Origin of the sequence: Edaphosphingomonas fennica (assembly GCF_003034225.1) — a bacterium.
Taxonomy (GTDB): Bacteria; Pseudomonadota; Alphaproteobacteria; order Sphingomonadales; family Sphingomonadaceae; genus Sphingomonas_E; species Sphingomonas_E fennica.
In genome coordinates this window covers 17,642-39,339 of sequence record NZ_PHHF01000001.1, presented here as the reverse complement: position 1 = coordinate 39,339, position 21,698 = coordinate 17,642, and the positions used below count along the sequence as shown (strand labels likewise).

General features: G+C 68.7%; 15 protein-coding genes. 5 read left to right on the top strand and 10 right to left on the bottom strand.

Translation table 11 applies throughout. From position 1 onward, the window contains the following. Nucleotides 1–46: 46 nt before the first annotated feature. Nucleotides 47–853 (bottom strand): aldolase/citrate lyase family protein, encoded by an 807-nt coding sequence (locus CV103_RS00145; RefSeq protein ID WP_015458884.1) that lies wholly within the window; start codon nt 851–853, stop codon nt 47–49. 353 nt (nt 854–1,206) lie between these two features. On the opposite strand from CV103_RS00145, the gene CV103_RS23140 reads away from it, so the two are divergent. Beyond that, nucleotides 1,207–1,812 carry a M23 family metallopeptidase gene (locus CV103_RS23140; RefSeq protein ID WP_342749138.1) on the top strand — a complete coding sequence of 202 codons (606 nt, stop codon included), beginning with the start codon at nt 1,207–1,209 and terminating at the stop codon, nt 1,810–1,812. Nucleotides 1,813–1,824: 12 nt separating this feature from the next. Here CV103_RS23140 and CV103_RS00135 read toward each other — a convergent pair whose 3' ends face one another. Together CV103_RS00135 and CV103_RS00130 are read right to left on the bottom strand one after the other, a co-directional pair. Then, the gene (locus CV103_RS00135; RefSeq protein WP_107393557.1) at nt 1,825–2,472 is read right to left on the bottom strand and encodes a DsbA family oxidoreductase; all 648 of its coding nucleotides are present in this window, start codon (nt 2,470–2,472) and stop codon (nt 1,825–1,827) included. 76 nt (nt 2,473–2,548) lie between these two features. Beyond that, entirely contained in the window at nt 2,549–4,240 is a 1,692-nt protein-coding gene (locus CV103_RS00130) for an N-acyl-D-amino-acid deacylase family protein (protein ID WP_245896582.1), read from the bottom strand. 412 nt (nt 4,241–4,652) lie between these two features. Between CV103_RS00130 and CV103_RS00125 the strand changes: the two genes are divergently transcribed. The 4 genes from CV103_RS00125 to CV103_RS00110 all read left to right on the top strand — a co-directional run bounded on the left by CV103_RS00125 (nt 4,653) and on the right by CV103_RS00110 (nt 15,160). After that, nucleotides 4,653–5,819, top strand: a complete 1,167-nt coding sequence (locus CV103_RS00125) for a hypothetical protein (protein WP_107393555.1) — start codon at nt 4,653–4,655, stop codon at nt 5,817–5,819. 83 nt (nt 5,820–5,902) lie between these two features. After that, nucleotides 5,903–12,892: an autotransporter domain-containing protein gene (locus CV103_RS00120; RefSeq protein ID WP_107393554.1), complete on the top strand. Its 6,990-nt coding sequence runs from the start codon at nt 5,903–5,905 to the stop codon at nt 12,890–12,892. Continuing rightward, nucleotides 12,873–13,487, top strand: a complete 615-nt coding sequence (locus CV103_RS00115) for a GNAT family N-acetyltransferase (protein WP_107393553.1) — start codon at nt 12,873–12,875, stop codon at nt 13,485–13,487. Before CV103_RS00120 ends, CV103_RS00115 begins: the two co-directional genes overlap by 20 nt. Beyond that, complete coding sequence (locus CV103_RS00110; protein ID WP_170112515.1) at nt 13,484–15,160, top strand: AMP-binding protein; 1,677 nt, start codon at nt 13,484–13,486, stop codon at nt 15,158–15,160. The genes CV103_RS00115 and CV103_RS00110 overlap by 4 nt, the downstream gene beginning before the upstream one ends. Here the strand turns inward: CV103_RS00110 and CV103_RS00105 are convergent. From CV103_RS00105 to CV103_RS00075, 7 genes are all read right to left on the bottom strand, one after another. After that, entirely contained in the window at nt 15,150–16,421 is a 1,272-nt protein-coding gene (locus CV103_RS00105) for a cytochrome P450 (protein WP_107393551.1), read from the bottom strand. The genes CV103_RS00110 and CV103_RS00105 overlap by 11 nt on opposite strands. After that, a complete protein-coding gene (locus tag CV103_RS00100; RefSeq protein WP_015458876.1) occupies nt 16,418–16,651 on the bottom strand; it encodes an acyl carrier protein in 234 nt (77 codons plus the stop codon). Before CV103_RS00100 ends, CV103_RS00105 begins: the two co-directional genes overlap by 4 nt. 29 nt (nt 16,652–16,680) lie before the next feature. After that, on the bottom strand, nt 16,681–17,247 hold the full coding sequence (locus CV103_RS00095; RefSeq protein ID WP_107393550.1) for a GNAT family N-acetyltransferase: 567 nt from the start codon (nt 17,245–17,247) through the stop codon (nt 16,681–16,683). A gap of 134 nt (nt 17,248–17,381) precedes the next feature. Beyond that, on the bottom strand, nt 17,382–19,388 hold the full coding sequence (locus CV103_RS00090; protein ID WP_107393549.1) for a TonB-dependent receptor: 2,007 nt from the start codon (nt 19,386–19,388) through the stop codon (nt 17,382–17,384). 78 nt (nt 19,389–19,466) lie between these two features. After that, a complete protein-coding gene (gene maiA / locus CV103_RS00085) occupies nt 19,467–20,138 on the bottom strand; it encodes a maleylacetoacetate isomerase (RefSeq protein ID WP_107393548.1) in 672 nt (223 codons plus the stop codon). After that, complete coding sequence (locus CV103_RS00080) at nt 20,125–20,874, bottom strand: molybdopterin-binding protein (protein WP_107393547.1); 750 nt, start codon at nt 20,872–20,874, stop codon at nt 20,125–20,127. The genes maiA and CV103_RS00080 overlap by 14 nt, the downstream gene beginning before the upstream one ends. After that, nucleotides 20,871–21,698 carry a cytochrome b/b6 domain-containing protein gene (locus tag CV103_RS00075; RefSeq protein ID WP_425443804.1) on the bottom strand — a complete coding sequence of 276 codons (828 nt, stop codon included), beginning with the start codon at nt 21,696–21,698 and terminating at the stop codon, nt 20,871–20,873. Before CV103_RS00075 ends, CV103_RS00080 begins: the two co-directional genes overlap by 4 nt.

Sequence of the window (21,698 nt, the reverse complement as noted above, 5' to 3'; positions counted from 1 at the left end):
TGATGCGGGGGCGGAACGGCATCGGACGCTCCGCCGCGATGCCCGGTCAGGCGGCGTGCGGAACCGCCTGCCGCGGCGCCGGCATGCGCGCTTCCAGCATGGCGATGCGCGCCAGATCCTCGCGGGCGATCGCATCGTAATAATCATGCTTGTTCTTCAGCCAGCCGAGCTCGAACGCCACCGCCTGCATGATGCCCTCGGCGATCGCCGCATCCTCGATCGCGGCGCCGTCGAACACGATCTTGCGCGTCTCGAACCGGTCCAACCGCACCCGCCGGATCTCGCGCAGCGCAGGGATCGCCTCCACCGCCACCGATCCGCCGACGACCAGCTCCAGATCATTGTCGCGGCAGGCATGGGCGGCCTCGATCACCGCGGCGGTGATCGACGGATCGTTGATCGCGCCGCGCGGCAGGCCCCGCGAAAGCGCGAAATCGACGCGGCCGAACACCATGCCGTCCACGCCGCTACGCGCCACCGGCAGGATCGCCGGCAGGTTGCGCAGGGTCGTCTCGGTCTCCAGGTTGAACAGGAAACTGGTCCGCTGTTCCTGGGCCCCGTGCGTCTTGTTCTTGGCGTCGACGAACTTGGAAAGCGCGTAAGGCGTCTCGACCATCGGCGCGATCACATAGTCGACACCATAGATCTTCGAAGCAAGAAGATCGGAAACCGCCTCGCAGCCGCCGATCTTCAGCGCCACCTTCACGCCGGCGCGCTGGGCGATCTCCAGCAGGCGATGAAACTCGTCCGGGCGGGTGCCCTCGGCCTCGAATTCGGCCTTCACGGCAACCACGCCATGATGGTCCCGCCCGCGTTTCAGATTGTCCAGAAGCTCAAGCTCAGACCGGTTCATACGCCCCTCACTCATAGGTCTCGGGCGCCGCGACGAAGGCTTCGTCCGCAGCGATCGGGACGGCGGCAAGCCGCTCCATGCCCGACATCCGCTTGACGGAGCCGATGCGGGGCGGCCCGGCCTGCCCGGCCCCTCACAGCGATGAAACGTGCGATTTTGCAGTTGAAGCGAATTTAGTGCTTTATTCAGCCAATGCTTGCATCTGCCCAATATTTAAGCAGGCGGGCTCGGGCCTTTTCATGGAAAGTCGGGACGGATATTCATATCGCATGCCCCCCTTCCCCTCACCGCGCCGCAAACAACATATCGCCGCCCTGGCAATATTTTGCATTACTTCGCCGGGAATGGCGGCGGTGGCGCGCGGCAATCCCGCCAGCCCCGATTCGGCGACGCTGCCGATCGGGGGCGATGCGCGGTTCCGCGAACGGATGCTCGGCTGGCAGCCCTCGCCCCCGCCGGCCGGCGGTGGGGAGGATCGCGCGGCGGCGGCGGTTATGCCGGTCGAACATCCGCGGCTCACCTCGCGCTTCGGCCCCCGCCTCGATCCGCTGCGCGGCACGGCGGCGGCGCATGCCGGCGTCGACATGGCGACCGCCGCGGGCTCCCCGGTCCGCGCCACCGCCGACGGCCGCGTCGATCGCGCGATCCGGGCCGGCGGCTACGGCAATCTGGTGGCGATCGATCATGGCGGCGGCGTGCAATCCCGCTACGCCCACCTCTCGCGCCTGCTGGTAAGGCCGGACGAGGCGGTGCGGCGCGGCCAGATCATCGCGCTCGCGGGATCGACCGGCCGTTCGACCGGCAGCCATCTCCATTATGAGGTGCGGATAAACGGCCGCCCGGTCGATCCGATGCGCGATCCGGGGCCGCATGGCCCCGGCGCCTTCGCCCCGGCGGCATCGGAACCGCCGCACCTGTCCGCCTTCGCCCGCGCCCAGGCCGGCGCGGCGGCCAGATAGGCGGGCGGGCCTTCAGGCCGCTTCGGCGGCGATCCGGCGCAGCGCCTGCTCGAACGCCTCGGGCGGCTGTCCGCCCGATATCAGGTAGCGATCGTCGATGATCACCGCCGGCACCGCGCTGATGCCGCGCGATCGCCAGAGCTGCTCGGCCTGGCGCACCTCCTCGGCATAGCGGCCGGTGGCGAGCACCTCGCGCGCCGACGCGCCGTCGAGCCCGGCCTTCTCCGCCGCCGCGACCAGCACGTCATGGTCGGACGGGTCCTTGCCGTCGGTGAAATAGGCTTCGAACAAGGCATGTTTCAGCGCCGCCTGCCGGCCTTCCGCCTCCGCCCAGTGGAGCAGGCGGTGCGCGTCGAACGTGTTGTAGATGCGGCTGCGCCCGCCCGCCATGGTGAAGCCCAGCTCCGCCGCCCGCGCGCGGATCGCCTCGCGATTGGCCTCGAGCTGCTCGATCGAGGAGCCATATTTACGCGCGAGGTGATCGGCGATGTCCTCGCCCTCGGGCACCATGTCGGGGTTGAGCTCGAACGGCTGGAAGGTGATGCGCGCGTCCACCACATCGTCCGCCCGCCTGAGCGCCTCCTCCAGCCCGCGCAGGCCGATCACGCACCAGGGGCAGGAAACGTCGGAGACAAAATCGATCTTCATCGGCCGGGCCATTGCAATTCCTTTCGATCCGCTGCCCCCGATATGAGGCGTCCGGGGCCGATTGCCAGCCCGCCTTTTCCTTGGGGGCCTATCCCTTGCAGCGTCCATAGCCCGGCCCGCGCACCACCCGGCCGGGCGTGGCGCCGCTATGCTCGCCGTCCTTGAGCACCTGCACGCCGTTCACGAACACGTCGCGCATGCCCGTGGCGTAGACCTGCGGATCGGCGAAGGTCGCATGGTCGGCGATCCGGGCGGGATCGAACACCACGACATCGGCGAAATATCCGGGCTTCAGCATGCCGCGATCGGCGATCTTCAGGTTGCCGGCCGGCAGCGCGGTAAGCCTGCGGATCGCATCCGCAAGCGGCACCCGCCCCTCGTCGCGCACATATCTGCCGAGCAGGCGGGCGAAATTGCCGTAGGCGCGCGGATGCGTGCCCGATTTCAGGAATACGCCCTCGGGCGCCTGCGACGAGGCATCCGATCCGAAGCTCATCCACGGCAGCGCCACCTGCTTCGCGACATTGGCCTCGTCCATCAGGAAATAGACGGTGCCGACCCGGCTGCCATCCTCGATCACCAGATCCATCGCGGTTTCCGCCGGGCTCCTGCCGCGCATGTTCGCCACTTCGGCCAGCGTCTTGCCGGTCAAGGGCTTCAGCGCCTCGTTCCTGAAGCCGGCGAGCAGCATGCCCTCCGGCCCGGCGCCGGCGAAGAAATTCTCCCAGCCCTTGCCCGGCGCCGCCATCTCGGCCGCGACGCGGGCGCGGATCGCGGGGTCCTTCAGCCGCTCGATCCACGCCTCCAGCCCGCCCGCCTGCACCCAGGTCGGCATCGCCGCGTCGAGGCCGGTGGCGCCGGCGGGATAGGTATACATGTCGGCGGTGATCCGGAGCCCTTCGGCCCGCGCCGCCTCGATCCGGGCGATCGCGGCGTCATATTTATCCCAATTGTCGCGGCCAGCCATCTTGAGGTGGTAGATTTCGGCCGCCGCGCCCGATCGCCGCGCGATCTCGATAAGCTCGTCGATCGCCTCGATCAGCCGGTCCCCTTCCGATCGCATGTGGGAGATGTACATGCCGCCGCATTGCGCCGCGGCCGTGGTGATCGCGATCAGCTCGGGCGTCTCGGCATAGGTGCCGGGCGCGTAGATCAGCGAGCTGCCGACGCCCATGGCCCCTTCGTCCATGGCCTGCCGCACCAGCACCTTCATCCGATCGAGCTGTTCGGGCGTCGGATCGACATCGCCCTCGCCCAGTTCGTGCACGCGCACCGTCTCCGCGCCGACGAAGCTCGCCACATTGGTGGAAACGCCCTTCTTCTCGAGCATGTCGAGATATTCGCCGAGCGTGGTCCAGCCGATCGGATATCGGATGTCGCCCTGCCGCTTGAGCGCATCGGCCTTCATCGCCGGGCTGAGCGGCCCCATCGAGCTGCCCTCGCCCATCACCTCCAGCGTCACGCCCTGGCGGATGTCGCTCTGGCTGCGGCCGTCGGCGATCAGCGATTCCGTCGCCCAGCTCAGCATGTTGATGAAGCCCGGCGCCACCGCCATCCCGCGCGCGTCGATCTCCCGCCGGCCGCGTCCCTCCACCCGGCCCACGGCCGCCAGCCTGTCGCCCCTGATGGCGACATCGCCCACCTGGCCCGCGACGCCGCTGCCATCGTAGAGCGTGCCGTTGCGGATCACGACGTCATAGGTTTCCGCCCCGGCCGCCGGCTGGAGCCCGATGACGGCGAGGGTGGCGGCGACGAACGGCAGCAGGCGGTTCATGCGCATCGATCGGGCGGCCTTTCTTCCTGTTTCCATCGGCATAAGCCGGCTTCGTCCCGGCGTCATCCACCGATGGGCGGGAGGATGTTTTTTCCTTCGGACGGCGGAACCATTCCATCGGCGATGAGTTTGTGCCGCGCAATCCGATCCAAAACGGACTCGACGGGACGCCAGAAATAGCCGGAACCGGCAATAATATAACTGGTTGATTCGAAAGCTACCGTATCATAGCTTTATTGATCGAAAGGGCCGAGTCCCTATCGTCGACGCATAGGGCAATATAGGTCCACCGATCACGCAACAGGGAGTGCGTGCCATGCGGGACGGCGTCTTTTCCTGCACGGGTTCCTATTTGAACATCCGTAACGGATATTTCCGCACGGCACTTCTTTGTGGCGCAGCGACTTCGGCATTATTGATGGCGCCACCTCCCGCGACGGCCCAGTCGGCCGATCCCATCATCAACAGTTGGGTGGGCGGCACCAGCAGCGACATCACCGTGCGCGAGAATTGGCAGAACGGGAACAACTATCCCGACGCCTTCGACGGACGCGTCGTCATCAACACGACTCCCGCCAACAGCGCGACCTGGACCATCAAGGAGGAATCCTGGGTGGAGAATCCTGCCTGGCCCAATTGGAACAGCAGCAATTATTGGGAGGTGGGGTCGCTCGAGATCGGTTCGGGGCTGGGCGGCAACGGCACGCTCACCGTCCGCATGGATGAGAACAGCGCGGACGAATATTATTCGGAAGCATCGATATCGAGCCCCAATGCCCTGCAAGTCGGGATCAATCAGGGTGTCGGCACGCTCAATCTCGATCTGCGGCCCGCCGGAACCGCAGCTGAGGGCATAGCGCTGCGTGCTGGCGGCTGGTCCGGCACGGCAGGCCTGATCGTCGGCGACAATTTCGGCACAGGTACCGTCAACATATTGGGTCGCGGCAAGAAGGTTGAAAGCCAGAGCGACTATGGGAATGAAGCGGGATCGCTCCGCATTTACAGCGCCGTCAACTATGTGGGCCGCAACGACGGGACAGGCACGATCACGATCGATGATGCCGGCTTCGCGACCGAGAACCATGGCGACGGCGCGGCGGCCGGCCTGCAGGTGGGGACGCTTCGCGGAACCGGCACGATCAATGTGCTCAACGGCGGCAAGCTTGCCGCCAGTATGGGATCGTCCTCGACGGGCGGCGCGACGATCATCGGTGCCAGCGGCGGTACGGGCACCATCGAGATTTCCGGTTTCAACACCGATACCAACCATGCCAGCACCGGCACGTTCAAGAACGGCATGAGCGTTGGTGTGCTCGCGGGCGGCAGGGGCACGTTCAACGTCCTGGCCGGCGGCAAGGCGCTCAACTATCAAGACGATTATGCGCTTTGCTCCACGGGCACCTGCGCCGATCCCGACCCCATCCGGTTGGGCGTCGCGGGCGGCACCGGCGATGCCACCGTTTCCGGTGCCGGATCCATCTGGAACGTAGCCGGAGGCATCCGGGAGCATGACGATGATCCGCCGATCCTGGAAAACCACGGCATTGGCCAGTTACATGTCGGCGTATCCGGCACGGATCACTGACGATCGCGGACGGCGGCGTCGTCCGGATCGGTTCCGGGACGATCGCGCGGGTCCAGCCACCCGATGGCGGCCATTATTTCCACTTGTCCGACGACTTCGTATCGGTCGGCACGCTTACCCTCGGCGTGGAAGCCGGCGGCAACGGCACGCTGAATATCGGCGCGGCCGCCGGCAGCGCGGCCACGGCGCCGGGCACATTGCAGGCGGGCAAGGTGCAGTTCGGCGCCGGCACCGGCACGGTGGCGCTGAACCACAGCGACACCACGGGCAATTATGCGTTCGAGACTCCGCTGGTGGGCAACGGCACGCTGGCCAGCTATGCCGGCACCACGGTGCTGCGGGTGCGGACGGCCAATCCCGATGCGCCGGCAGGCACGCCCAACGACAATAGCGGCTTCACCGGCACCACCGAGGTGCATGGCGGCCAGCTGAACCTGAATTACAACCTGGCGCTCGGCACCAGCGCCGTGCATGCGATCGGCACGGGCGGCGCGCTCGCTTATGCGAACGGCATCACCGTCGCCAATGCCGCTTCGATCGACAGCGGCGCAACGCTGAACATCATCTCCGACGGCACGGCCACCCAATCGGGCGCGGTTAGCGGCGCAGGCACGCTGGCGAAGAGCGGGACGGGCCGGCTGAACCTGACCGCAAACAGCGATGCCTTCACCGGCGATACCCATGTCGCGGCCGGCACGCTGGCGCTGACCGGCGCGGGCAGCCTGGCGGGAAGCCGGGTCGTCGCGGACGGGACCTTCGATGTCTCGACCGTCGCCAACCGATCGATCCGGTCGCTCGCGGGCAGCGGCACCGTCGCGCTCGCCAACCAGACGCTGACGCTCTCCAACGCCGCCGACACCTATGCCGGCGTCTTCACCGGCAGCGGCACGCTTGCCGTCACGGCCGGATCGGAAACGCTGACGGGCGACAGCTCCGCCTTCACCGGCTCCACGACGGTCAATGGCGGCAGCCTGTGGGTGAACGGCACGCTGGGCAGCAACGCCACCGTGATATCCACCGTCGCCAGCGGCGCCCAACTGGGCGGCATGGGCAGGCTGGGCAGCAGCGTCACCGTCAGCGGCACGCTGACGCCGGGCGCGGATGCGAATTCGGTCGGCACGCTCGCCATCGGCGGCAATCTCAACCTCACGCAGAGCGCGATCCTCGATTTCCAGTTCGGCACCCCGAACGTGCCCGTGGGCGGACTCAACGACCTGATCAATGTCGACGGCAATCTTGTGCTCGACGGCACGATCAACGTCGCGCTCAGCCCCAACGGCACTTTCGGCCCCGGTATCTATCGCATCATCAATTATGCCGGCACCCTGAGCGACAACGGGCTCGTCGTCGGCGATCTGCCGCGCACGCCGGACGTGACCGTGCAGACATCGATCGACAAGCAGGTGAATCTCGTCTTCCCTTCCCCCAACCTGGATTTCTGGGATGGCGGCGGCACGGCGGGCGACGGCCAGATCACGGGTGGCAGCGGCACCTGGCAGGCGGGGGCGGGCAACACCAACTGGACGGACGTGTCGGGCACGCCGGTGGCCCATTATCTGGACGGCGGTTTTGCGATATTCGGCGGCACCGCCGGCACCGTGACGATCGACAACGGCCCGGGCGCCGTAACCGCATCCGGCATGCAATTCGCGGCCAGCGGCTATGTGATCACGGGCGATCCGCTGACCCTTGTGGGTCCGCAGGCCACCATCCGGGTCGGCGACGGCACGAGCGGTTCCGCCGCGACGACCGCCACGATCGCATCGCAGGTCACCGGCGCTTCGCAACTGGTGAAGGATGATGGCGGCACGCTGATCCTGACCGGCGCGAACAGCTATGCGGGCGGCACCCGCATCAATGCGGGCACGTTGCAGATCGCCAGTGACGGCAATCTGGGCGCGGCAGGCACCGCCGTCACCTTCGCGGAAGGCGGCACGCTGCGCACCACAAGCAGTTTCGCCACCGCGCGCGGGCTGACGATGGAGGGCACCGGCACGCTACTGACCGATCCCGGCACGACGCTGACGCTGAGCGGGACCATCGCGGGCGCGGGCGGCGTGGCGAAGCAGGGCGCGGGCACGCTGGTGCTGGCCGGCACCAACAGCTATGCGGGCGGCACGCGGTTCGGCGCGGGCCTTACCCAGATATCCGCCGATGCCAATCTGGGCGCCGCCACCGGGGCGATGACCTTCAGCGGCGGCACCTTGCAGACGACGACGAGCTTCACGTCCAACCGCACGTCGACGCTGGAGACCACCGGCACGATCATCACCGATCCCGGCACCACCTTCACGCTGGGCGGCGCCATTTCGGGCGCGGGCACCCTGATCAAGCAGGGCACCGGCACGCTGCAACTGGCGGGCAACAGCAGCTATACCGGCGGCACCCGCCTGCAGGCCGGCACGATCGCCATCGCCAACACCGTGGCGCTGGGCGCCGGCACCAGCGTGCTCACCTTCGAGGGCGGCACCCTGCAGACGCTCACCAGCTTCGGCACCGGCCGGAACATGGTGTTCCAGTCGAACGGCCTGTTCCTGGTCGATCCCAATACCGTCTTCACCATGAGCGGGGTCGCTTCCGGCCCGGGCGCGCTGGTGAAACAGGGCGCCGGCACGATGGCGCTGACCGGCGCCAACACCTATGGCGGCGGCACGCGGATCGAAGCCGGCACGCTGCAGGTATCGAGCGACGCCAATCTGGGCGATGCGGCGGGCGCCATCACGCTGGCCGGCGGCACGCTGCAGAACACCGCCAGCTTCACCTCCACCCGCAATCTGGCGGTGGAGACGAGCGGCACGCTGCTGACCGATCCCGGCACGGTGCTGACACTGGGTGGCGTGGTATCGGGCGCGGGCGCGCTCACCACCGCCGGCACCGGTGATCTGGTGCTGACCGGCAGCAGCGCGGGCTTTGCCGGCACCACCAACGTGGCCGCCGGCGCGATGTGGGTGAACGGCAGCCTCGGCGGTGACATCACCGTTGCCAGCGGCGCACGGCTGGGCGGCGAAGGCCGGGCGGGCGGCAACGTAACCGTCGCCGACGGCGGCACGCTGACACCCGGCGCGGCTGCGGCTTCCGTTGGCACGCTGGGCATCGGCGGCAATCTTTCGCTCGCGTCCGGCGCGGCGCTCGACTTCCAGTTCGGGCGCGCCGACTCCCCCGGAGGCCCCGAAAACGATTTGATCGAGGTCAACGGCGATCTCGTCCTCGATGGCCGGATCAACGTTGCCGTCGCCCCCGGCGGAACGTTCGATCCCGGCCTCTATCGCATCATCGACTATGGCGGCACGCTCAACGACAACGGCCTCGACATCGGCACCGCACCTTCCGCCACCGGCCTTTCGGTGCAGACGTCGATCCCCAATCAGGTGAACCTGATCTATGCCGGCGATCTCGTCCTCAATTACTGGGACGGCAACGGCCCGCATGGCGACGGCACGATCAACGGCGGCACCGGCACCTGGCAGGCATCGGGCGGCAACACCAACTGGACCGACGCCAACGGCACCGACATCGCGCCCTTCGCGGATGCGGCCTTCGCCATCTTCATGGGACAGGGCGGCACGGTGACGGTGGACAACGGCCCTGGCGCCGTCACCACATCGGGCATGCAGTTCGCGGCGGACGGCTATGTCGTCACCGGCGGGACCCTTACGCTAACCGGCGCGCAGGCGGTGGTCCGCGTGGGCGAAGGCACCACCCGCGCGACGGGCTTCACCGCCGTGATCGATGCGCCGATCACCGGATCGTCCGAACTGGTGAAGGCCGATGGCGGCACGCTGATCCTGGCCGGCGCCAACAGCTATACGGGCGGCACCCGCATCCGCGCCGGCACGCTGCAGGTAGTGAATGACGGCAATCTGGGCGCGGCATCCGGCGCGATCACCTTCGAAGCGGGCACGCTGGGCACCGGCGCCTCCTTCGCCAGCGGCCGCGCGGTCAACCTTGTTGGCACCGGCACCGTCGACACCGCCGGCAGCACCACCCTTACGCTCAACGGCGCGGTTTCGGGTGCCGGCGGGCTGGTGAAGGCCGGCGGCGGCACCCTCGTCCTCATCGGCGCCAACAGCTATGCCGGCGGCACCCGCTTCACCGGCGGCGTCACCCAGGTCGCCAGCGACGCCAATCTCGGCGCGGCCGCGGGCGGCCTCACCTTCAGCGGCGGCACGTTGCAGACGACGGGGAGCTTCACCGCCAATCGCGCGGCAACGTTCGATACCGCCGGCACGATTATCACCGATCCCGGCACGAGCCTGACGCTCGGCGGCGCCGTTTCCGGCGCGGGCGCGATCACCAAGGCAGGGGCCGGCACGCTCGCCTTCACCGGCAACGGCGCGGCGCATGGCGGCGGCGTCAACGTCACGGCGGGCACGCTGCTGGTGAACAGCACGCTCGGCGGCAATGCGGCCGCCAACTCCACCGTCGCCAGCGGTGCGGTGCTGGGCGGCAACGGCACGCTCGGCGGCAATCTCTCGGTCGAGGACGGCGGCACGCTGCGGCCGGGCGCGGATGCCGGGTCCGCCGGCACGCTCGCCGTAACCGGCAACCTCACCCTGGCCGGCGGATCGCGGCTCGATTATAATCTCGGCCAGCCGGGCACGGTGGGCGGCGCGTTCAACGATCTCATCAACGTCGCCGGCAACCTCACGCTCGACGGCACGATCGACGTCACCGCCACCGGCAATTTCGGCCCCGGCATCTACCGGCTGATCAACTATCAGGGCATGCTGACGGACAACGGCCTCGATCTCGGCACCGTCCCGCCGGCCGACCTGACGGTGCAGACATCGGTCGCCAATCAGGTGAACCTGATCTACGCCGCCGGGCCGCTCAGCTTCGATTATTGGGACGGCACCGGCCCCAAGAATAACGGCGTGGTCGATGGCGGCAGCGGCCTGTGGCAGACATCCCGCGGCAACGACAACTGGACCGGATCGGACGGCGCCGTCAACGCGGCCTATGGCGACGACAGCTTCGCCATCTTCGCCGGCACGGGCGGCACCGTCACGGTCGATCGCAGCCAGGGCAACGTCACCGCCGCCGGCATGCAGTTCGCGGCGGACGGCTATACGATCGACGGCGCGCCGCTGATCCTGGTCGGCCCGCAATCGACGATCCGGGTAGGCGACGGCACCGCCGCCGGCGCCGCCTTCACCGCCACCATCGCCACCGAGCTTACCGGCAACACGCAATTGGTGAAGACGGACGGCGGCACGCTCGTCCTCTCCGGCGCCAACACCTATACCGGCGGCACCCTGCTGCAGGGCGGCACGGTGCGCATCTCCAACGCCAGCAATCTCGGCGCGTCGTCCGGCGCGCTCAGCTTCGACGGCGGCACGCTGCAGACGACGGCAAGCTTCACCTCCGTCCGCGCGGTGAACGTGCTGAGCGCGGGCACCTACCTTACCGACGCCGATACCACGCTGACCGTCAACGGCCCGATCAGCGGGGCGGGCACGCTCACCAAGGCGGGCGCCGGCACCCTTCTGGTGGCGACGGGCGGCACCTTCTCCGGCCAGACGCGGGTCACGGCCGGCACGCTCGACGTGATCGGCGATCTCGGCAGCTCGGCGATGCTCGTCCAGAATGGCGGCACGCTTTCCGGCCGCGGCCGGGTGGGCGCCACGACGGTGGAAAGCGGCGGCATCATCACCCCTTCGGGCGCCACCGGCACGCTCACCGTCAACGGTGCCTACAACCAGGCATCGGGCGGCATCTATCGCGCCGCGCTGGATCCGCTGTCGAATACGTCGGACGTGATCGCCGTCACCGGCGCGGCGACGCTCGCCTCGGGCGCCAAGCTGGACGTGGTGAAGAGCCAGGAGGGCGCCTATCAGGTCGGCACGCGCTACACCGTCCTCACCGCCACCGGCGGGCTTTCCGGCACGTTCGACGTGTCGGGCGATACGGCGCTGTCCGCCTTCCTGGGGCTGGCGGACGAATATGACGCCAACAACGCCTATCTGACGGTGGAACAGACCCGCGCGCTCAACGAGGCGGCCTGCGGATCGCGCAATCAGCTCGCCGTGGCCGGCGGGGCCGATTCGCGGCCGAACAACAGCCCGCTGAAGGGCGCGCTGCTGATGTCGCCGGACGATGCCAGCGCCTGCAAAGCCTTCGGCCAGCTGACGGGTGAGATTCACGCCTCGGTCCGCACCGGGATGCTGGACGACAGCCGCTTCCTGCGCGAGGCGGTGGGCAAGCGGCTGGCGACGGCCGGGCTGGGCGACGATCCCAACGCCGTCGGCAAGGGCCTGTGGCTCCAGGTCTTCGGTTCGTGGGGCCACCATTCGGGCGACGGCACCGCATCGCGGCTGAAGCGGGATATCAAGGGCGTGTTCCTGGGGGCCGACATGGACCTCGGCTCCAGCTGGCGGGCCGGCATCGTCGGCGGCTACAGCCACGCCAAATATCGCGTGAACGATTATGTATCGGGCACCAAGGACAAGGCCTACCATGTCGGCGCCTATGCCGGCGGCGATTACGGCCAGTTCCAGCTTCAGGCCGGCGCGGCCTATAGCTGGCACAATCTGAAGGCCAACCGCTCGGTCGCCTTCGACGGCTTCTCGGATGCGCTGTCCGCCGATTATGACGGATCGACCGTGCAGGTGTTCGGCGAGGCATCCTACAGCCTGATCTATGGCGGCATCACGCTGAAGCCCTTCCTCAACGCCGCTTATGTCCACCTCCATACCGACAGCTTCGCCGAACGCGGCGGGGAGGCGGCGCTGCGCGTCAACAAGGACAATATGGACACGGTGTTCACCACGCTGGGCGGCCGCGCCACATACGATATCGCGGTGGGCGACGGGGACAGCGTGCAACTGAACGGCATGCTGGGCTGGCGCCACGCCTTCTGGGATGCGCGGCCTTATTCGGACGCGTCCTTCCTGGCGGGCAGCACGCCCTTCTCGATCCAGGGCGTGCCGGTCGCGCGCGATGCCGCCGCGATCGAGGCCGGCGCCCATTACGACATCACCCCCGAATTCGGGATCGGCGCCACCTATTCGGGCCAGATCGGCGGGGATTATTCGGATCATGGCGGGAAGATCTATGTCAACTGGCGCTTCTGAGGCCCTAGCCCGGCCCGATACCCCCTCGGCCGGGCCGCGCGGCGCCCCCGTCCATATCGAAACCAACGGCTATGTGTTGCGCAGCCTTTCACCGGCGGACGTGACGCCCCGTTTCGCCGCCTGGCTGAACGATGCGCCGCTGCGCGACGGGCTCAACCTGCCGCCGCTCGATTTCTCGCTGGAACGGCTGCGCGCCTTCGTCGCCAGCTTCAACGACCTCCACCATTATTTCGTGGGGATATTCGATCGGGACCAGGGCGCGCTGGCGGGTTTCTACACGCTCGACGTCGACCTGAACCACAAGGTGGGCAACATCACCACCGGCCTCGACCCGGCTTTTGCCGATCGCCCGGTGCAGGCGGCGACGATCGATGCCTTCCTGGACCATATGTTCGCGTTCCGCGATGTCGACAAGATCGTGGCCCGCGTGCTCGCCGGCAATCGGGCGATGGTGGAGAAGCTCGACGCCAGCCCGCGTTTTCATTTCGAGGCGCGGCTGCGGCAGGAATGCCTGACGGCCAGCGGCGAACGGCTGGACCTGATGCTGTTCGCCGCCTTCCGCACCGAACCGAAGGAAGACGGCATCGCCCCGTGACGCCGACGGCCAACGCCTCCCTGCCGCTGCGCCTCGGCGATTTCCCAGGCCTTGTCGAGGCGCTGGATTATGCCGCGCGCGGCGAAACCGGGGTCAATTTCTTCGATGGGCGCGGCAATCCCGCCGGCAGCATGGGCTATGCCGCGCTGCGCGATGCCGCCCGCGCCGCCGCCGCGCATCTCGGCCAAGCCGGCCTGCGCGCCGGGGACCGCATCGCGCTGGTCGCCGAGACCGGGCCCGCCTTCCTCGCCGTCTTCTACGGCTGCCAATATGCCGGGATCGTCCCCTGCATCCTGCCCCACCGGCTGCAACCCGGCAGCGGCGACGCGCCGGCCATGGAGCTGGCCCGTTTCTTCGCCCGCACCGGCGCCGGGCTGATGCTGGCGCCCGAACGGATGATCGCCATCGTCCAGGCGGCGGTCGGCGCCGGCCGGGCGGCGGCGCTGGAAGCCTTCACGGCGCCGATATCCGCACCGCCGACGGCCCCCGTTCCCGCTGCCGCGGATCGCCCGGCCTATGTGCAATATTCCTCGGGCTCGACCGCCGATCCGCGCGGCATCCCGATCATGCTGCCGGCGCTGATGGCCAATGTCGCGGCGATCGCATCGGCCGGGCTTCGCCTGCGCAGCGACGATCGCGCTTTCTCCTGGCTGCCGCTCTACCACGACATGGGGCTGGTCGGCTTCTCGATCGTCGCCATGGCAGCCCAGCGCAGCGTCGACTATCTCTCGCCCAACGCCTTCGCGCTCCGCCCCGGCCTGTGGCTGCGGCTTATGTCGCAGCAGCGCAGCAAAATCGTCTACGCCCCCTCCTTCGCCTGGCGGCTGGCGGCCGAGCGGGCAAGCGGGGAACAGGGCCTCGATCTTTCCGCCCTGCGCGTCGCCGGCATCGGCGGCGACATGGTGCGCGGGCGCGACATGGCGGCCTTCGCATCCGCCTTCGCGTCCGCCGGCTTCGATCCCGCCGCCTTCCAGCCGAGCTATGGCCTGGCCGAGGCGGTGCTGGCGATCAGCATCGCCCAGGCCGGCAGCCCGCCCCGCGAGGATGCGCCCGACGACGCGCAAGGCGAACGCCGCTTCGTCGGCTGCGGCCGGCCATTGCCCGGCATCACCGTGCGGATCACCGACGATGCCGGCAACGCCCTGCCCGATGGCGCCACCGGCCGCATCCGCGTGGCCGGCGCCAACATCATGCCCGGCTATGACGGCGCGCCGCCGCTTGCGGAGGGCGCGCTGCTCGAAACCGGCGACCTCGGCTTCCTGCGCGACGGCGAGCTTTTCGTCACCGGCCGCGCCAAGGATCTGATCGCGGTGCGCGGCCGCAACATCTGGGCGCAGGACGTGGAATGGGCGGCCGAAACCGTTCCGCCGATCCGCCCCGGCGATACCGCCGCCTTCGGCGTGGACGATGGCGGCGGCGAGACGGTGGTGCTGCTCGTCCAGCGCGCTTCCGCCGATCGCGATGCGCTGCGCGCCCGCATCGGCGAGGCGCTTGCCTCGACCCTCGGCATCACCGCGACGATCGTCTTCGTTCCGCCGCGCGCCCTGCCTTTCACCTCATCGGGCAAGCTCGCCCGCGCCCGCGCCCGCGCGCTCTACCTTACGGGCATCTGGTCCGGCGCCGAAGCCGCGCCGGTCCTGTCCGGCCCCGCGCCCGTCTGCCTCAATCCCTGATCGTCACCCGCACCGGCTGGCCGCCTTCGCGCAGCATCAGCGATTTCCAGTGGAAACGCGGCGGCGCATCGGATGTCAGGGCGAAATCCGCGCGCTTCAGGAAGGTGGCGACGAAGGCGGCCAGCTCCACCAGCGCGAATTTCTTGCCGCCGCAAACGCGCGGCCCGAAGATGAAGGCGATGTTCGATCCGGCGCTGGCATTGTTGCGATAGCGATCGAGATGCAGCGCCCACGGATCGGGATGCAGCCGGGCATCATGCTGCACGCCGGGGATCGACACGAAGATATTGTCGCCTTCCGCGATCGCATGGTCGCCGATCCGGTCGGGCCCGGTGGCCAGCCGGGTGACGAGCGGGGTGGGCGGATAGAGGCGCAGCGCCTCCGAAACGAAGGCTTCCAGCGGGGCGATCGTCGAAAGATGCGCCCAATCCCGCCGGGGCGATTCCCAGAAAGGGGCCAGCGCATCGCGCAGGCCGCGCTGCACATCGGGATGGCGGGCCAGCAGGTAGCAGGCCCAGCCGATGCCCGATGCCGTCGTCTCCGCGCCGGCGGCGAAGAAGGTCAGCAGCTCATGTTCCAGCATGATATCGTTTTCGGAATCGCGATCGGCCGCCAGCATGCCTTCCAGCATCGGATTGTCCGGCAGCGCGCCTTCGCGGAACAGGCGGAAATCATCGAATATCTCGCGCCGCAGGCGGGGTAGCGCCGCCAGGTGGCGATGGTTCAACGCGCTGGTGTCGACGGTCGGCGCGAAGGCATATTCGGACCCGAATTCCATCAGCGTCGCCAGCCGATCGATATCCACCCGCGTTTCGGCCAGCGGCACGCCGAAGAAATTCTCGATCAGCACCGATACCGTCATGCGCCGGAGCAGGCTTTCGTCCAGCACCGCATCGCCCGCGGCGCTGCGCCCGGCGAGCGCGCCGACGGCTTCGTCCGCATAGCGGACGGCAAGGCCGTGGGTCCGCTCGCGATCGAACTTGGCGAGATAATGCTGGGTCAGCTCGCGCCGTATCTCCCACGCCTCGCCCACTTCGGAAAAGCGCGACGGCCCCAGCATGTGGCGGAACCAGTGCATGTTCTTGCGATAATTGTCCGCCCGCCGACGCAGCACATGCTCGGCATCCTCCAGCCGCTGCACCAGCAGCACATCGGCGCCGTTCACCTCCGCCCGGATATTCTCGCCATTATGTTCGCGGGCCATGCGGTAGAGCCAGTTCGCGGCATCGGTATAGGCGCCGCTGAACCGGGGCTGGTTCATTGCGGCCCTCGTTCGAGGATGCGGGCGAGATCGCGCACCGTCCGCATCTCCAGCAGGTCGACGGGATCGACCTCGGCCTTCAGGAAATTCTCCATCTCCACCACGATCAGCGCGAAGTTCAGGCTGTCCACCTCCTGCGCGGCGTTGATCGCGTCGTCGGCGCCGATCTTCTCGATCGGCACGAACAGGCAGCCCGACAGGATCTTCCGCGCCTCATAGAGATAATCCATAGGTCTCTCCCGTCCGTTCCGCCGCGATCCTACCCGTCCTTGTGCGAGGCGAAGATCAGCACGTCGAGCCGCGTGCCATCCGTCGCGCGGCATTCGCGGCGCAGCTTCGCCTCGAACTTGAAGCGCGCGTCGTTCTGGAAATTGAAGATCATGCGCACGTTGCGGGCGAGGATGCGCGCCGTCATCTTCTCCACATCGCGATAGGCGTAGAAATGGTCGAGCAGCGCATCGATCGTCGCCAGCAGCACGCCCCGGCCGTGATAGGCCGTCTCGCCGATGCCGGTGGTGATGTTGCCCACCTTGTGGGTCAGATCCACGTCGATCGTGTAGAAGCCGACGAGCAGGCCGTTCTCGCGATCGAATATGCCGATGAAATGATTGTGCAGGCCATCGAAGCCGGCAACGAACCGCCGCAGCCCTTCCAGATCGAAGTTCAGCGCCGCGAGGTTCAGGCCCGCCAGCATGCCCGGCCCGTTCAGCCATTCCACGAAACGCGGCGTCACGTCCGCCGGCGTCAGGCTGCGCAGCACATAGCCGTTGGTTTCGATATGGACGGGCGCGCTTGCGAGGCCGGTGCTGCGGGCGGCGTCTACCACATGGGTCTCCTTGCGCTCGGGGCGGGCCGCTCATCCATGGTCTAGTGGATATGATCCACCAGGCTGCCAGTTGCTATTTCTTCCCAATCCGCGGTGCCAAGTCCACCATTTTCGGGGCGGATTCCCGCCGGCGCTCAGCCGCCGTAGCGCAGCCCGATCCAGAGCGTGCGCGGCGTCGCCCGCTCGATCACGTCGGCGCCCGATATCCCGGCCTCGACCAGCGTGTCCGTCAGGTTCTCGCCGCGCGCCTCGATGCTGAGGCCCCGGGCCACGGGCACGCGCAGCACCGCATCCAGCGTGGTGGCCGCACCCAGCCGGCGGCTGTTCTGATCGTCCTCATACTGGCCGGCGAGATGCCGCACCGTCGCCGATGCCGCCATGCCATCCGGCCGGTTCCATGCCAGCGTCGCGCTCGCCTGGTTGCGCGGCGTCTGCGCGGGGCGCAAGCCATCGAGCGCGGCGGACGGCCCGGCATCGGCGCGCACCTTGGCGTCGATCAGCGTCCACGATCCCGAAAGCTGCCACGGCCCGTGGCGGGCGGCGGCCTCCAGTTCGATCCCCTGCGACCGGATCGCCTCCAGATTCTGCCGCTGCCGCGAATTGGGCGCCAGGGTCACGTTGGCGATGGCGTCGTCCAGCCGGTTGTAGAACAGGGTGGCGGAAAGGCGGAATCCCGGCAGCGGCCGATAATCGACGCCCGCATCGACGCCCTTCAGCCGCTCGGGCTTCAGGAGCGCGTTGGCGGCGGTCACGTCCGCGCCGACGCGGAAAGGGCGGTAAAGCTCGTTGAGGCTGGGCAGCCGCCAGCCGAGATAGCCGGCGGAACGCAGCGTCACCGCCTGCGCCGGCCGGAAGGCGATGCCGGCCCGCGCCGTCGGCTCCCATCCCGACCGATCGGCGAAGTCCTGGTCGGTCGCCGCCGCGCCCGTCGCCAGCACGGTCTCGTCAAGATGGCCCCTCTCGATCCGCCAGCGATCGATCCGCGCACCCGCCGTCAGCGTCCAGGCATCGTCCGGGGCGAAGCTCAGGTCGGCAAAGCCGCCGAAGGTGCGCGTCCGCCCGCCCGCGCGGCGCGCCCTGGTCGGCGCGCCGGCCGCGAAGCTGTAAAGCTCCTTCGTCTCGCCGGTGGTCTGGCGCGCGTCGCCGCCCAACCGCAATTCCACCCCGCCGCCCAGCGGCGGGCGGACCTCGAACCGCGCGCCAAGGCCGGTCGCCGGGACATTATACTGGTCGAGCGAGGGATTCACCGCCGTCCGATCGGCGTTCACGCTGGCGAAGCCGCTGGAAAATTCGCGGAGCTGCAGCCATGTCGCCGCCTCCCAGCCCCAGCGGCCGCGCCCCACCAGCCGCACGCTGGCATCGGCGCCGAGATTGCGGTTGGGGGTGAAATCGGTGCCGCGATTGCGCCGGTCGAGCATGCCCAGCAGATTGGTCTGCAATTCGGTATCGCCGCCCACGGCAAAGGCGGTCCGCGCCGAAAGGCTGGCCTGTTCGTAGAAGGCCGGCCGATCCACCGGGCCGCGCGCGGCCGCGACGATGGGGGTGAAGCCGTCGCCGCGCGCATAGCTGGCCGAAAGCACGCCATAGCCGCCGCCCATGGCGCCGCTCACCCCCGCCTCGGCCTCCACGCTGTCCCGGCTGCCATAAGCGATGGCGACCCAGGCGGGCGCGATCTCGTCCGGCCCGGCGCTCATCAACTCGATCGTGCCGGCCAGCGCGCCCGGCCCGTTGACGCCGCTGCCGCCGCCGCGCGTCACCCGCACCATCCCCAGCCGCGAGGGATCATAGGCGCTCCACGGAATCCAGCCGCCGAAAGGATCGATCTGCGGCACGCCATCCAGCAGGATCAGCGCGCGCGCCGATGCGTTGCCGCCCAGCCCGCGCAAGGTCGCCCCCTGGCTGGTGGGATGCGCCGATCGCGAATCCGATCGCCGGAACTGCTGGAAGCCGGCGACGTCGCGCAGCACATCCTCCAGCCGCCCGCTGGCCGTGGTCGTCAGCCGGTCGCGCTCGATCACGCTCACGTCATAGGCGGCGAGGCCGGCCGGCGCCTCCAGCCCGGCGCCGGTGACGACGATATCGCGCCCCTCGGCATAAGCGACGGAAGGAAGGGCGAAAGCGGTCAGGATCAGGGCGCGCATGGCCCCTCTATAAACCGCCGCCCACGCACGGGAATCGCTTTGTCGTGCGCGATCGCGCCAAATTCCGGCCGGCGGCCTTCAACCTTCCGGCGCGAAGCGATCGGGATGGGCGGCGGCGAAGGCGGGCAGCGCCGCCAGCGCCGCATCGATCCGCACCAGCAGCGGAAAGTCGTCCAGCGCGACTTTGAAGCGCCGGGCATTATACATTTGCGGCACCAGGCAGATGTCGGCGATCCCCGGCGCGGCGCCGCCCAGATAGGGTCGCGCCGCCGTGCCGGCCCCGTCCTGGGCGGCCATCGCCTCCAGCGCGGCGAAGCCTTCGCGCACCCAATGGCCGATCCACGCCTCGCGCGCGGGCTCGTCCGCGCCCAGCTCGCCCCCCAGATAGCGCAGCACGCGGACATTGTTGATGGGGTGGATGTCGCACGCCACCACCAGCGCCAGCGCGAGCTGCCGCGCCCGCGCCGCCGGATCGCGCGGCACGAAAGCGGGATCGGGCACGCGCGCGTCGAGATAGTCGATGATCGCCAGGCTCTGGCCGATGCGGATGCCGTCCATCTCCAGCAGCGGCACCAGCCCCTGCGGGTTGATCGCGCGGAAGGCGAGCCCACGCTGCTCGCCCGCCAGCAGGTTCACCGGCACGCTTTCGAAGGCGATGCCCTTGAGGTTGAGCGCGATGCGGACGCGATAGGCCGCCGACGAGCGATAATAATCGTGGAGGCGGACGGGGTTTCCGTCAGATCCCGGCATACCATTCATAATCGTTGCTGTCCTCCCAATAGCCGCCCCTGCCGCCGCCGATCGCGGCCAGGCCGGCCACCGCCTCGATCCGCTCGACATATTTGGCATGCTTGTAGCCGAGCTGCCGTTCCACCCGAAGCCGGAGCGGCGCGCCATTTTCGATCGGCAGCAGCGCGCCGTTGAGCGCCCAGGCGAGGATCGTCTGGGGATGCAGCGCATCCACCATGTCGATGCTCTCATAATAACGCACCGGCCCGTAATCGTCGGCGCAATGGAAGACGATGTAGCGCGCCCGCGTCGAAACCCCGGCGCCTTCCAGCAGCAGGCGGAGCGGCACGCCGGTCCACCGGCCGATCGCGCTCCACCCTTCCACGCAATCGTGGCGGGTGATCTGGGTGCGGGCGGGAAGGCCGCGTATCTGCGCCATCGACAGCGAAAGCGGCCGCGCCACCAGCCCGCCCACCGCCAGCCGCCAATCGGCAAAGCCCCGCGCGGCATGATCGGCATAGCTTTGCGATCCCGGCCGGCGGGTGCCGTTGGACCGGAAGACGGGGGAGATATCCGCCGCGCCGAATTCGCGGGCGAGCGCGCCGCGATCCATCACCAGCCGCTGCGCACGCATCGTCAGCCCCTCGGCCGCGCGCAGGCCCTCGCGGAAGCCCTCGCTATAGGTCAGCCGGTCGCAGGCGGTGAGCAGCGGTGCCGCGGCGAGCGAGCCGATCAGGCGGCGGCGGGAAAGCCTCATGCCCGTTCCTCCGGCAGGCGATACCAGCCGCCGATCATCGCCCGCAGCTCGCGCACCGGGCCGGCGGCCGCCACCATCGCGAGATGGACGAGGACGAAGGCCAGGATCAGCATCGCGCAGATGAAATGGACGGACCGGGCGGACTGGCGGCCCGCGAACAGATCGACCAGCCAGGGCCAGGCCGCATCCATCGCCGGCGACATGGCAAGCCCGCTCAGCAGCATGGCCGGCAGCAGGCCGAACAGCACGGCCAGATAGCTGAGCTTCTGGAGGATATTGTATCGCGCCGCCGCTTCCCCCTTCGCCAGCCGCAGCCGGGCATGCGCCGTGATCTCCGCCCAGAGATGGCCGGGCGCCAGTTCGCCCCGCCGGGGGAGCAGATCGCGGCTGAGGTGGCCGCGCGCCATGCACCAGGCCGCATAGGCCGCGCCGCCGATCGCGAACGCCCAGGCGAAGGCCAGATGCCAGCGCCGCGCGGCCGAAAGGCTGTAGCGCGTGGGGATCGTCGCCCAGCCGGGAAAGGCGCGGGTCTGCACCATGCCGTCGCCGTCCGTCCACCGGCCCAGCACGCCCGTGGTTGGCACCATGACGTCACCGATCCGCAATATGCCCTGCGTTGGCGTCGATCCGATCTCCAGCCAGGCATGATCGGCATTGGCGCCATATTGGCCCCAATAGAGGCGGGGATGGGCGTTGAAGATCATCAGGCCGCTCATCAGCATGACGATCACGATCACCGCATTGGCCCAATGCCATATCCGAGTCGGCCAGCGGTGGCGCAATCGCCATTCGCCCGCCATTCCAGCCGCCGCATCCCGCATCAT